Genomic DNA, 13,416 nt, shown 5'->3' with positions numbered 1-13,416 from the left:
CGCGCGCTCAATACTTACGTGAGCGAGCAGGGCTTCAGATCGACTCGAACTCCAACAGCCGCTAGTTGTTGGTGGGGGTTTGGATTGCGGAACGAGCGTTGCTGCCCGTTTCGACCGCTTCCATTTTGACCTCAAGCCGCGAGGTGCGTCGAAACTGTTCGACGTCCTCAAGTTGGTCTTTTTCGTCGCGCTCGACGGTCACCGACCATTGGGCGACTCCAAAGGGGACATCGGTGCTTAAGGCGACGTCAGCGACATTTTTTGTGCGGCTGGTTTCCGTTTCTGAAAGTTTGATTCCTTCGTAAACTCGCGCCGGAACGGTGCCGAGTTTGATGTCGATCGGTTCAGACTCTTGGGTCTTGGCTTTGAAGTCGCGATAGTGGTCGATCAGTGCGATTATCGGATAGACCGCTAGAACCTTCTCCGTCACTTTTTTGACCGGCCGGTCGCCGTATTTGCGATAGCCTTCCAGAATCGGCAGAAACGTGACGGGGATGTCATCTTCGTCCGTGATCTTTCCGATCACTGCTTGTTCGGGGATCAGAACTTTATAGATGATCGTGCCAAAACGTCCGGTTTCCACTCCTTCGGCGGAGGAACGGCCGGTTTCGACTTTCAGTTCGATCCAACGACAGGGAACTTCCTTGCCTTGGTATTCGCGGGTTTCGGTACCGACGGAGCTAATTGTCAGCCAGCGTTTGCTTTCAATCGTTAAGTCTTCGTCGTCGTCCGGCCGGGCTTCGACGTTTTTGAAATCGCCTTCATAACGGACCCAGGTCCCGTCCTCTTCGGGCAGATTCCAAATCAGACCTTGTGCGGATGCCGTTTGAGGCGCGGCCAGCAGTGACGCACCCAATATTGCTATAAAAGCCCAAACAAAACGACGATTCATCGAATTCTTCTCCGCAGGAATGTCTTAGGAGTTTCCTCACCTGCCCGCGCGACGACGGTGGCGCGGGATCAATTCAACCTGACCGCAATAGGACCTTGCTGGGCAGTTCATTCCAGTCTCGCACACCGGGTCGCTGCTGGCAAGTGATTTCCGCCGCACATCAGCGGCGATTTTTAACAGGTGTTTACTGCTGCACAATTCTGCGTAACCGGTCCACGCTTCTTGACCGCTACAATCCCGCGTCTTAGACTTAAGTATCTGCCTTAAGTCGTTTCAAAACCTTCTGTCGCGTTCTGCCGACCCTGTTCTGCAAATCTCTAAAACAAGCGCAACCGGTTTTTGAAACGGGTTTTACGTATTTTAAAAAGATCGCTCGCGATACCCATCCCGTTGGATGGGTTCGAGCATTTTCCCGTCCGGATGCAGCCGCCTGTCGGAAATTCGCGTTTTCGTCGTCGGCCCGCTGGGCTTTCCGAATTTGTTGGAGGAACCTCGCATGCGTCGCATGCCCGCCACAATCGCCTTCGTCGTCTCCGCGTTGTTTTGCTCCTATGTAGTTGCAGCGGATGAAAAAAAGCCAGCGGAAGCAACCGCTACCAAGTCTGTTGAGAAGCCGGCGAAAAAACCTGAAAAGAAACCGGTCCTCACTTGGGCGCATCTGGACATCACCGGCAGCTACCCCGAAGGGGCGCAGGCTCCACCATTGTTCAGCAAGAAATCAGAAAGTCTGGCCACCATTATCGAGCGGCTGGACAAAGCGGCCGATGATCGCAAGATCACCGGTGTGATTCTCAACATCAGCGGTCCCACGATTGGGCGCGCGAAATTGAATGAGCTGCGGCAAGCGATTGGCAATATTCGCGCCAAAGGCAAACCGGTTTATGCCTGGGTCGATCAAGGCAGCAGCGGCGAGTACCAGATTGCCACCGCCTGCGATCAAATCTATATGCCCGAATCAGCCACGTTGATGCTCACCGGTCTGCGGGCTGAGATCACCTTTTACAAAAATCTGTTCGACAAGGCGGGTATTCAACCCGAAATGTTGCGGGTGGGTGCATTCAAATCCGCGGCAGAGCCGTATACGCGGACCGAGATGAGTCCGGAGTTTCGGCAGGAAATGAACGAAATCATCGGCAATTTTTATGAGCAGATGATTTCGATGATCGCCGAGGCGCGCAAGTTAGACCCCAAAGCGGTCGAGGCGGCCATCGATACCGCTCCGCTGTCTTCCGCTGAGGCGCATCAACTGGGATTGATTGACCATGTGGCTTACGAGGACCAATTGATTGACGCGGTTGAAAAACTAAACCCGGAAGCTGAGGTTAAATTGTCGAAACGGTACGGCAAGAAAAAGATGAACCTCGATTTTTCGTTATTCGGGTTTCAACAAACGATGAATCAACTGATGGGCATCGACACCAAACGCTCCAGCAAACGGCCCAAGATCGCCGTGATCTATGCGACCGGGGCGATTACTTCCGGACGCAGCGGATCCAGCATGTTCGGCGGTCAATCACTCGGATCGGAAACGCTGATCAAGGCGATTCGTGAAGTCCGTGAAGATGAGACCGTGAAGGCGGTTGTGCTGCGTGTTGATAGCCCCGGCGGCAGCGCGCTGGCCAGCGACTTGATGTGGCGCGAACTGGAACTGCTGGAAGTTCCTTTCTACGTCAGCATGGGCGATACGGCAGCCAGCGGTGGGTATTACATTGCGATGGGAGCCGATCGCATCTTTGCCGAGCCAGGCACGCTCACCGGTTCGATCGGGGTGGTCGGGGGCAAATTGGCGATTGGCGGGTTGTTCAATAAGGTCGGCGTGACCACCAGCGTCATCAGTCGCGGTAAGAATGCCGGTGTATTCAGCACGACCGACGGTTTCACTGAATCCGAGCGGGCAGCGATGGTGAAGTTGCTCAACACGGTTTATGAGCAATTCACTAGCAAAGCCGCAAAGGGTCGCGGGATGGACTTGGCGCGGCTCGAGGAATTGGCTGGCGGCCGTGTTTATACCGGAACCCAAGCCTTGAAGGTGGGACTCGTCGACGAACTCGGCACCTTGGCCGATACGATTACTGCTGTGAAAGTCAAAGCAGGATTTGACGCCGATAAAAACCTGGAACTCAAAGTGCTGCCCAAAGCTCCCAACCCGTTGGAAGCATTTCTGGGGCCAATGGATGCCGATGCACGGAGTAGTGCCGCCCAAACAGCCTTGCTCCGCAGGACGTTGGATGGCATTGCCCCGGAACTGACACGGCAACTACAAGGTTTAGAACTCTTGAGGTTGTTCGGCAACCAACGCGTGTTGGTATTGATGCCGTTCAACCTGCATTTGAATTAACAGGGTGGGTGGCACTGGCGGCTCGTCCGTCAGTGTGCACGTCGGTTGATTTGAATTCAAACGGTAGACGCTTGGGGATATCGCACTAGCGGACAAGCCGCCAGTGGCACCCCTGCGAGGATGATCCGGACCATGGCGTGACGGATTTGAAGTTAGGGTTTCACATAGTTTTTCAGCCCCATGAAGGGACGCGCCCGATGGCTGCTTTTTGCAAATGGACGTTGCTTGTTGTCTGCGTGCTTGCCGGACTTGTTGATGGATATCGCCGACCGGCGCGTGCCGAGGAAAATCAGACTGCGAAATCCGATCTTGCTCAATACTACGGATTTGAGCCGCTCGAAATTTATAAACTCAACAAACGCTCCCGCAACTTGCTGCCGGCCGATTTGAATCACGATGGGCGGACCGATCTGATTATCGTGGACAATGGCAACAGCCGTCTCGATCTGCTGTTGCAACGTGATGGCGAACAGGTGGCTGAACAGCCGGCGCCTGGCGAGAGCCTCGCGAATTTCATCGGCAGCGACGGCCGGTTGCAACACAAAAAAGTCACGTTGGACAAAGTGGTCTCCGCGTTGACGACCGGCGATTTTAATGGCGATGGCCGAACCGACCTCGCCTATTTCGGCGGGAGGGACCAGTTAATTGTCCGTTACCAAGGCGAAGATGGAAACTGGCAGTCGATGCGGCGGTTGCGCTTACCCGAAGTCACCCCCGCCAGCTGGAACACTGCTGCCGGCGACCTAAACGGCGACGGCAAAGACGACATTGCTGTTTTGGGCAAAAAAGAAACCTATCTGATTTATCAACAACCGGACGGCAAGTTGGCGGCGCCGCAAACGGTGATGAATACATCGGGCAAATTGGGACTGGTCCGCATCACCGATCTGGATGGGGATGGTCGCGCGGATTTGAGCTATCAATCGCAGGAAGGGGACGACCGGCCGTTTTGTGTCCGTTTTCAAGACCAGCAAGGCCGCTTGGGGCCGGAGTATCGCTTCGAAATCGAAATGCCCCGCGCGTCGACGCTGTACAATCTCGACGGCAAACCGGGCGATGAAATCCTGACGATTGAAAATCGCACGGGACGCGTCAAAGTCCATCAAGTCGTCCGCTCCCAGCCCCAGGAAAGTGATTTAACGGGGCAAATGATTTATTACGGTTTCGGTTCGGGCAGTTCCAGTCGCGATACCGATATGGGAATCGGCGACGTGAATGGTGACGGACTGAAAGATGTGGTTGTCACCGATCCAGGCAGCGCACAAATCGTCGTCTTTCGCCAACATCCCAAGACTGGCCTCGATCAAGGTCAAACCTTTCCGAGTCTGACCGATGCACAACAGGTTCGCGTTGGGAATTTGGACGGCGATCCCAAAGGGGACGAAGTGGTCGTGCTCAGTGAAAAGGAAAAGGCGATCGGATACAGCCGGATGGCGCACGGCCGACTTTCGTTTCCGATAGTACTCCCGTTGGAAGACGAGCCAATGGCAATCGAATTGGCCGACCTCAATGGAAACGGTCGCGAGGAGTTGGTCTGCATTTCCCGCAGCGGCCGATCCAAATATCGCCTGCATGCTATGTCATTGGAGGAAGACGGTCAGTGGTCGCCACGGCATTGGGGTCAAAGCGACATGCACGACATCGAGTTGACCTTCAAGAACCAACCGAAACAGCTGATGAAACTCGATGCCAACGGCGACGGGCGGATCGACTTTTTGGTCTTTGCCGGTTCTGAACCGGAATTGTTGCTGACCAACGACAAGGGCGTTCCCGAACCGTTGGAAAACCGCCGCGGCTTGGGACTGGGGAAAGTCGCAGCCGGTGCTGTCTTTGCCAGCACGGGGCAAAACCCGGTCTTGTTGGTGGCGCAACAGAATTTCGCCCGCCAAATGAAGATCAACGAGGAACAACAATGGCAAGTGGTCGACCAGTTTAATGCGGCGGAAAGCAGCGCCAAAATCGTAGGAGCTGCTCCGATCAATCTCGATGACACCCCAGGGGACGAAGTCGTCCTGGTCGATACGGGCGTGAAGAAATTGCGATTACTTAAGAAAGTCGACAACCTATTTCGTCCCTGGCGCGAGGTGGAGATCGGCGATTTTCGTTATCTCTCCACACATGTTGCCGACCTCAACGGCGATGAACGTGATGACCTGCTACTGTTCGGCAGCGGCCGGTTTGGCGTGCTGTACGCCGGGCAGACCGATCCACAGTTGAAGGAGGTTGCCAGCTACGAAACCGAGTTGGACAAGGCGCGCTTCGCGGATCTGATTGCCGGCGATCTCAACGGTGACGGATTTGTCGACATCGCTTGCCTCGACACGAAGTCGCAATTGGTGGAGGTGCTTGATTTTGCTCCCGAGACAGGATTGCGACACGCGTTTTACTTCAAAGTGTTTGAAGAAAAGAGCCTCAATGCCTCGGAGCAGACCGGCACCAATCCCCGCGAAGCCGCGATTGCCGATGTTACCGGCGATGGTCTCAACGACCTGATCCTGCTGTCACACGACCGCGTGCTGGTGTATCCGCAAGATCCCGGTAAGTAAGCGTTTCACCGTTCGGGTGCCACTGTCGGCTCGTCCGACAGTGCGCACGTCATTGGTCGCACCTGAGCATGCAAGTCGAGACCGAAACCGGCAGGCGCGTCGACGCTGATGCCCGGTTCGCGACACCGAGCAACCGTAACAGGAAACTATTCCACCGTCACGGTGCGGTAGCATTCCTGCATCATCCAACGGTCGATATCGCGGACAACCTCGTGATGCGTCGGCTTTGCCGATTCGTACATTCGCGAGCAGATGGTCATGCCCGCGGTATGCAGCAAGGTGCCCAATTCGCGGGTATGCGACGGCTCAGCGGTTTGTTCGCTCGCCAAGAGAATTCGCTTGCCTTGCATCTGGCGATAATTGGCCAGCGGTTTGTCCATGGTCGGCATGCCTCCACCGATGCATGCTACGCCGGCGAACCATTCTGGATGCCGCAGCGCGATGCGTATCGCAGCTGTCGCTCCGTCGCCGCAGCCGCCGATGAAGACCCGTTCCGAATGAATGTTGTACATCCGTCGCAAGCGGCCGACCTGTTCGTGCAGTTCGTTTTCGACAGCGATCACATCATCGATGAGATGCGACCAGCGATAGCCATCCTGATCCGTCCGGGCGTCTAGCGGACCGCGGAGTGACAACCCAAAATAATTGCGGTTGCTGATCTCCGGCATGATGCGGAGCAGGTCCCGTTCGGTGCCCCCTTCGTCGTGCAGCCAGATTAAAAGCGGATAGGCATAGTTGGATTCGTAGTATTCCGGGACGTACGTCGCCGCGGGGGATTCGATGGAATCGACATCGATGTCAAACCGCCGCCGGAGCGCAGCGGAATAGCTCGTTGGGATCAGATCCGTGGCCGCTGAAGCGTCGAGGCCCTCTCCGCCGACTTGTGCGGTGTTGTGAGAAAATCGAGTATTCATCGCGTCGTACTCCTATACTGAGCGGCCAGATTCGGCCTGGGTTCGTCTCGTTGGTTCTGTGTCAGGCGATGATCAAGTTCAACGGCAGCGACTTCCGCTAAGGGAAAGTTTTTGCCGGGACAGGCTGTCGCTTTGACTTCGCTGTGGGGAATCACGTTGTCGGCGGAGATGCCGTATTCACTTTTTAATGTGGCCACCAGTCGGATGACGGAATCCATTTGCGCCGATGAAGGGGATGTCTCTTCAAAATTACCAATCAACACGATTCCGATGCCGTGTTGGTTGTAGTCCCGTTTACCGGCATGGGCACCATGCATTTGTTCCCGCCAGCGAAAGGTGGGTTCGATGACTCCATCTCCCATGCCGTCGCCGTTACCGATCACAAAGTGATACCCGATTCCTTCCCAACCTTTTCCCAAATGTTGTTCATGAATTTGTTCCACACTTCCCGCATGTGATGCTGTGTGGTGCAGAACAATGTAATTCCATTCTCGCGGAGGGCCGTCCGGCTTCCAAGGGTTGTTTTCCGATGGCAGGGAGACAGGCCGAGTCGGCAGTTGCACGGACGTCGTGGGAATGTTCCCCCGTATCCGGGCGACCGAGGGGACGGATGGAATTTGCCGCGGCGTGCTGACCACATCCGGCGGCAACGACGCATGATGCCGCGTGCAACTGGAAAGGGTGCTTCCCAGCAACACGAGCAACGTTGCTCGCAGTATCCGTCTCGACGTTGCCCGCAAAATTTTCTCCCCGTCTATGATAACGGGTATGGCGACAATGGTCCCGCCAACAGGCAACAGATCCGCCCGGTCGGCTACAGGGCGTGGAATGTATTGGGCATTGCAGAACGTGTCAACGGCGGACATTGTCGGCTGGCTTTACAGGGTCAACACAAAGGCGATTGTCGCAAGTCGTTATGTTAAAACGATCTGTGTGTAACGGTGTTGAGGTGGATTTGGCAATTGTCCGCCGGCCGCAAACCCAACGCAAAACCCCCATTCACCGCATGCTTCGTGTTCGGCGCGATATCCGACCGTTTTTTCACCCAGCCAGATTTTCGCTCAATTTCGAACCTGTCTCGTAGGAGACATTCAGTGTGCCAAACTCCGGCAACCGACCACGAGCAGCCCTCACGCCTGTTCCCTCACAGCTCATGCCTATCGCAGTTGTGCGTTGGTTGCCGCGATGTTGGGAAATCGCTAAAACCGATGCTTCGCCTTGCGCTTGACGCTGCGGACTGCGTCAGAGGCACGAATCCAGCGAAAACACAGAACAAACACCAGGATTCCCTTTACGGGAATCTCTTCACTGACAAGATTGGCTGCACAGGAGCATCCTCATGGCAACCCCCATCCGTATTGCTGTCACCGGCGCCGCCGGGCAAATTGGCTATAGCCTCGTGTTTCGCATCGCTTCGGGCGAAGTTTTTGGACCGGACCAGCCGGTGATCATGCATCTCATTGAAATCCCCCCCGCCATGGGCGCGCTGGATGGGATTGAGATGGAATTGGACGATTGTGCCTATCCCACACTCGCAGGTGTCGTCAAAGCCAGCAGCGACGACCTGGAAGCCGGCTTCGCCGATTGCAACTTCGTTGTCTGTGTCGGCAGTATTCCTCGTAAAGCGGGCATGGAACGGGGCGATTTGATTCGGATCAACGGACCGATTTTCACCAGCACGGGAAAAGCGATTCAAGCCGCTGCAGCCAAAGACGTTCGTGTTCTGGTTGTGGGCAATCCGTGTAACACCAATTGCCTGATCGCCATGAGCAATGCCCCCGACGTGCCGAGCGATCGTTGGTTTGCGATGACCCGGTTGGATGAAAACCGTGCGGTTGCCCAATTGGCCCAAAAATCAGGACAACCAGTCGCTGCCGTCACCGGCATGGCGATTTGGGGCAATCATAGCGCGACTCAATTCCCGGACTTCTTCAATACGAAGATCGGCGGCAAGTCGGCTGTTGAGGTGATCGGCGACGATGAGTGGCTGAAAAACGATTTCATTGCCACCGTGCAACAGCGCGGTGCCGCCGTCATTAAAGCCCGCGGCGCATCGAGTGCCGCCTCGGCAGCCAATGCGGCTCTCGGCACGCTGAAAAGCATCGTCACCCCCACCCCGGCAGGTACCGTGTTTAGCGCCGCCATTTGTAGCGATGGCAGCTACGGCATCGACGAAGGCCTGATCACCAGTTTTCCGCTGACCACCGACGGCAACAAATGGAGTGTCGTGCAAGGGCTGGAGCACAACGAATTCGCCCAGGCCAAAATCGACGCCACCGTCGCCGAACTGCAAAGCGAACGGGACACGGTTAAGGACTTGTTGGCCTAAACACGGCTTAAGGGGACAGGCTGGCGGAAGAGGTGTTGAACCTCTTTCGCACAAGGCCGTTCTTGTTGATGAAATGGGAAAATTATGGCTGACGAATCGGTTTGGATTATTGATGCGGACAAGGACACCTTTGAACAGGATGTTATTCTGCGTTCGCAGAGCATGCCGGTGGTCGTTGATTTTTGGGCCACTTGGTGCGCGCCGTGTAAACAACTGTTGCCGATTTTGGAAAAGCTAGCGGTCGAATACGACGGCAAGTTCCTGCTCGTCAAAGTCAATATCGACCTGCAACAAGAACTGGCGATGGCCTTTGGCGTGCAATCGGTGCCGCACGTCTTCGCTGTCGTTAATGGGCAAGCGGTCGATCAGTTTACGGGGTTATTGCCGGAAGAACAGATCCGGCAATGGCTCGATTCGTTGATGCCCTCACCGGCGCAGACGTTGTTGTCCGAAGGCCACGCGCTGCAGGAAGCGGATCCGGCAGCAGCCGAGGCGAAGTTTCGCGAAGCCATGGCGCTGGAAGCGAACAACGATGCAATTAAAGTCGGCCTGATCAGTGCACTGTTCGCTCAACAAAAAGATGCGGAATGCTCGGCGATGATTGCGGAGTTGGAAAATCGCGGCTATTTGGAAGACGAAGTCGAAAAGGTCAAAGCGGAGTTGGAATTTCGAGCTGTCGCGGCCGAAGCCGGTGGCGTGGACGAAATTCGCCAAAAAGCCGGCGCGGAACCGGACAACCTAGAATTGCAATTAGAACTCGCCGACGCCTTGGCTGCAGCACATCAATTTCCTGAAGCGCTTGATATCTGCCTGTCAATCATCACCCGCGACGTGGGCAAACTCCGCGACAAGGCGCGTGAAACGATGGTGAATATTTTCCATCTTGTCGGCGACAACTCTGAAGTCGCCAACGAATACCGTCGCAAATTGGCCTCGGCGCTGTATTAACGGTGATCGGAAATTCTGGGATATTGGTGACTCGCCAGCCAGTGTCGCCAACGCAAATGTGATCGCGGGTGGACGTGCCAGTTGTTCGTGCGGTGCTACCGCCGTAGAATACAGGAACGAGCGATTCACGTTCCCCCATAAGAGACCCGATCATGCAAGATGTGTTGCGGCAATTGCAGGAAGACATTCAAAACCGGCGGCCGGTTGCCTATACAGCGCTGGTAGAAACCCGCGGCTCGACGCCGCAAAAGGCTGGGGCGCGGATGTTGGTTTATCCCGACGGTTCACAAGCGGGCACGTTGGGGGGTGGATGTGTCGAAGCGGAAGTCAAACGCCGCGCGCTGCGTTTATTGGATGAGGGCAACGTTGAGCTACTGACGTTTCAACTCGATGACAACTACGGTTGGGACGACGGATTGATCTGTGGCGGACGCATGAAGATGCTGGTCGATCCGATCCGTCCGGACGAGGACGTCGATTACTTCCGGATCCTTGATGAGTCGCTCGTGGCAGGCACGCCCTGCACCGAAGCGGTGATTATTAATTCCGAAAGTGCCGGCGGAGGATGCGAAGGAGACCGGTTTTTGGTGGATGCCGATGGCCACTGTCTTGCCAGTCGCGGTAGTGTGACATCCCCTCCCGCGGGACTCATCGAGTCTCTCAAGCCGATTTTGGAACGTCCACGGGCCTATGTCGCCGGGGGCGTGTCGTTTCTGCCGTTCCTGCAGCGCTGTCGGTTGCTCATCGTTGGGGGCGGACATGTCGGACAGCGGGTGGCGGAAATGGCAGCCGATGTCGACTTCGATGTCTGGGTTGTGGATGACCGTGAAGAGTATTGCAATCTGGATCGTTTTCCGCGTGCCAAACGCTTGATCGTGGGCGACATTGACACAGCATTGAGTGGTTTGGAAATTGACCACCGCACGTTTTGTGTGATTGTCACTCGTGGACACAACCACGACGAAGAGGCGCTGTATCATCTGGCGGAAACCTCAGCGAGCTACGTGGGCATGATCGGCAGTCGGCGAAAAATCAAATTGATTTTCGACGATCTGTTGGCTGAAGGAATTTCGCGCGAAGCACTACAGCGCGTCCACGCTCCGCTGGGCTTCGACATCGGTTCGCAAACCGTGCCAGAAATCGCCATCAGCATCGTGGCGGAGTTGATTGCCCACCGCAATTTGGGTGAATCGCCGTCCAAGTTCCGCACCAACAACGTGCTGGGAAATGTTGAGTAGTCTGCGCTAAAAAAAGCCTCACGCAAAGCCGCAAAGGCCGCCAAGGAGTCGCGGGGGATCGATCCATTTGTGCATGATGGTTGTGGGGCGAGGTTGCCGTTTTGCAATAGCTTTGTTTCAGTGCGGGTTTACAAGCCTAGGAAAATTACCCTCCTGCTCATATCCCATTGGTTTCGTACCACGAAACACACACCCGGCGTGTTGTCTGTCACGGAACGCACAATGCGACGGCAAGCCGTCGGTTTGGGATTTCAGTAAGTCACTTCGGAAATCTGTGTTTTATCTGTGTTCAATCGGTGGCCAAGATAATCACGGTCAGGCAAAATCGATTGGCGGCTAAATCTCTTCCGGTTTGCGATTCGGCTTGAAGCGATCCTTGGGGTTGGGCTTGTTGCCATAGCCGGAATTGTTGGGGTCGTATTCGCCGACGAATTCGACGTTGGCTCCTGCGGCGGGAATGCGGTCTTCCATGCCGAGCGCCCAGAGCATGCCGTTGATTGATAGTTTTCGCGCCGATTCATCTTTGAAGTCAAACGGATGCGCAGCTGTGGAAAAGAAGACGCGGCCGCGGACGCCGTCTTCGCCCTCATAGGTCTTTGTCCAGGCAACAGGGTTGGTTAATGGATAACGATCCGTCTTGCCTGATTTTTCATGCCCCGAGATTAAGGCCCGACCAATCATCAACGGTTGGGCGTCGCCGCGTAATTTATCGCCGCCACCCTGGACGTGGTACAACCAGGAATAGGCCTGAAACGGTTTGACGCCGCGGAGGATGGGGTGCTGTTTCTCGCCAGGGGCGATTGTAATGTCGGTTAAAAATTGGTGGCCGTCGCCGAAATGGCCGTGGTGTGTGATCCAATTTTGGCCCAGCAGCTGGGCGATCTTTTCGCCGCGCCAACCCCATTCGCTGTGCTTTTTGTTGTTGTCGAATTTGAAGGCATGCGTAGCTGTGCGAAAGCCGACGATTGGTTTGCCGGTTTTGACGTAATTCAAAAAGTGGTTGAACTGTTCATCGGGCAAGTCGCGGAAGCGCGTGAACAGCACCATGAGGTCGGCATCGTCCAAGGCTTCGATTCCGGTAATCGACCTGAGGTTATCAGGATCGATCGTGCCGTCCTCGGCCAGCGAATAGCAGACGGTGACTTTGAAACCGTAATCCCGCTTGAGAATCTTCGCCAACATGGGCATCGATTCTTCGCTGCGGTATTCCTCATCGCCCGTGATGAACACGACGTGCGGAACTTGTTCCTCGGCTGCTTGAGCAGTGATGGCCATTGAAGCTGCAAATAATCCGGTCAGGGCAAAAAGTAAGAGGGCTTTCATGGGGGGGATTCCTTCAGCGATCAGGCGAATCGAGTGCGAGGATGTCTCCACAATCATACCGGTCGGAGGGTGATGATCGAAACCGAGCGCGAGAAACTCGTACTGATCTGATTAACCGCCCAACTCTGACCGTAGCCGCTCCATGTTCTCTTCCAACCGCTGCACTTCGTCACGGAGAGAACTGATTTCCACGGCGAATTCTTGATTTTGCGTGCGGAGTTCGCCAATGATGGCTTCCAGTGCGTCGATTCGACCATCGCTGGCAGTCGCCGGAACCGGGGCTGGGGCTGGGGAAGGTGTACGGGCGGGGCGCGGGCTGGCTGGTTCGTCTAGGGCGTCGGCTGAAGCGGTGGCGAGCGTCATGCCTTCTTTGGCGACGTACAAGTTGTGGTCGACTTCCACGCCGCGACGAGCTAGAGATCCGCTGGCTTGCAATAGGTTGAGTCCTTGCAGCCCCGCCAATTCTTCGCGAAGTTGATCCAAGGAATCGATCGAGACCATGCGACTGCTGCGCGAGCGAAGTTCACCGAGCGATTGCCGGCCTCGTAGCAGCAGTTCGGTCAAGATGGCTAACTGCGGTTCGGAGAGTGCAAAACGTTTGCGCATCCAGTGTCGATACCGCGGAGCACGGCCGCCATCGGTGTGGATGACTGTGACCAATCCAATTTCGCGTAGTTCGTCCAACGCTTCTTCGACGTCGTCTTCACTGTAACTGGAGACGGGGGCCCGGTTGCTTTTTTGGTTGCAGCCGTTGGTCGCCGCTTTGAGGGTGAGTGGATAATATTCCGGCGTGGTGAACGCCTTTTCCACAAGCACACCCAGCACGCGGCGCTGTCGCCGGGATAGTTCCGTAATCGGCGGGTGTTCTTGATCCTCGAATGAGTCCAT

Annotated in this window: 10 protein-coding genes; 5 read left to right on the top strand and 5 right to left on the bottom strand. The window is 55.6% G+C overall.

Annotation, left to right across the window (positions count from 1 at the left end; all coding sequences use genetic code 11):
- Positions 1-61: 61 nt before the first annotated feature.
- Positions 62-892, bottom strand: a complete 831-nt coding sequence (locus Mal52_RS07215; protein WP_145375075.1) for a hypothetical protein — start codon at positions 890-892, stop codon at positions 62-64.
- Positions 893-1,388: 496 nt separating this feature from the next.
- On the opposite strand from Mal52_RS07215, the gene sppA reads away from it, so the two are divergent.
- Both sppA and Mal52_RS07205 read left to right on the top strand, forming a co-directional pair.
- Entirely contained in the window at positions 1,389-3,230 is a 1,842-nt protein-coding gene (sppA, locus tag Mal52_RS07210; RefSeq protein WP_197534724.1) for a signal peptide peptidase SppA, read from the top strand.
- A gap of 197 nt (positions 3,231-3,427) precedes the next feature.
- Positions 3,428-5,776, top strand: coding sequence for an FG-GAP repeat domain-containing protein (locus Mal52_RS07205; protein WP_145375071.1), 2,349 nt, complete (start codon positions 3,428-3,430; stop codon positions 5,774-5,776).
- Between the two features lie 146 nt (positions 5,777-5,922).
- Here Mal52_RS07205 and Mal52_RS07200 read toward each other — a convergent pair whose 3' ends face one another.
- The gene (locus tag Mal52_RS07200; protein WP_145375069.1) at positions 5,923-6,690 is read right to left on the bottom strand and encodes an alpha/beta hydrolase; all 768 of its coding nucleotides are present in this window, start codon (positions 6,688-6,690) and stop codon (positions 5,923-5,925) included.
- Positions 6,687-7,556 carry a peptidoglycan recognition protein family protein gene (locus Mal52_RS07195; protein ID WP_145375067.1) on the bottom strand — a complete coding sequence of 290 codons (870 nt, stop codon included), beginning with the start codon at positions 7,554-7,556 and terminating at the stop codon, positions 6,687-6,689. The genes Mal52_RS07200 and Mal52_RS07195 overlap by 4 nt, the downstream gene beginning before the upstream one ends.
- 473 nt (positions 7,557-8,029) lie before the next feature.
- On the opposite strand from Mal52_RS07195, the gene Mal52_RS07190 reads away from it, so the two are divergent.
- The 3 genes from Mal52_RS07190 (at position 8,030) to Mal52_RS07180 (ending at position 11,205) form a co-directional block, all read left to right on the top strand.
- Positions 8,030-9,019 (top strand): malate dehydrogenase, encoded by a 990-nt coding sequence (locus tag Mal52_RS07190; RefSeq protein WP_145375065.1) that lies wholly within the window; start codon positions 8,030-8,032, stop codon positions 9,017-9,019.
- A gap of 84 nt (positions 9,020-9,103) precedes the next feature.
- A complete protein-coding gene (locus tag Mal52_RS07185) occupies positions 9,104-9,967 on the top strand; it encodes a tetratricopeptide repeat protein (protein ID WP_145375063.1) in 864 nt (287 codons plus the stop codon).
- A 152-nt stretch (positions 9,968-10,119) separates the two neighbouring features.
- Positions 10,120-11,205, top strand: coding sequence for an XdhC family protein (locus Mal52_RS07180; protein ID WP_145375061.1), 1,086 nt, complete (start codon positions 10,120-10,122; stop codon positions 11,203-11,205).
- A gap of 336 nt (positions 11,206-11,541) precedes the next feature.
- Here the strand turns inward: Mal52_RS07180 and Mal52_RS07175 are convergent, their stop codons facing one another.
- Both Mal52_RS07175 and Mal52_RS07170 read right to left on the bottom strand, forming a co-directional pair.
- Positions 11,542-12,528, bottom strand: a complete 987-nt coding sequence (locus tag Mal52_RS07175; RefSeq protein WP_145375059.1) for a ThuA domain-containing protein — start codon at positions 12,526-12,528, stop codon at positions 11,542-11,544.
- 111 nt (positions 12,529-12,639) lie between these two features.
- Positions 12,640-13,416 carry a DUF480 domain-containing protein gene (locus Mal52_RS07170; RefSeq protein WP_145375057.1) on the bottom strand — a complete coding sequence of 259 codons (777 nt, stop codon included), beginning with the start codon at positions 13,414-13,416 and terminating at the stop codon, positions 12,640-12,642.

It is taken from the genome of Symmachiella dynata (assembly GCF_007747995.1).
Classification (GTDB): domain Bacteria; phylum Planctomycetota; class Planctomycetia; order Planctomycetales; family Planctomycetaceae; genus Symmachiella; species Symmachiella dynata.
The sequence above is the reverse complement of the archived record's forward strand: the minus strand, read 5'-3'. Positions and strand labels throughout refer to the sequence as shown.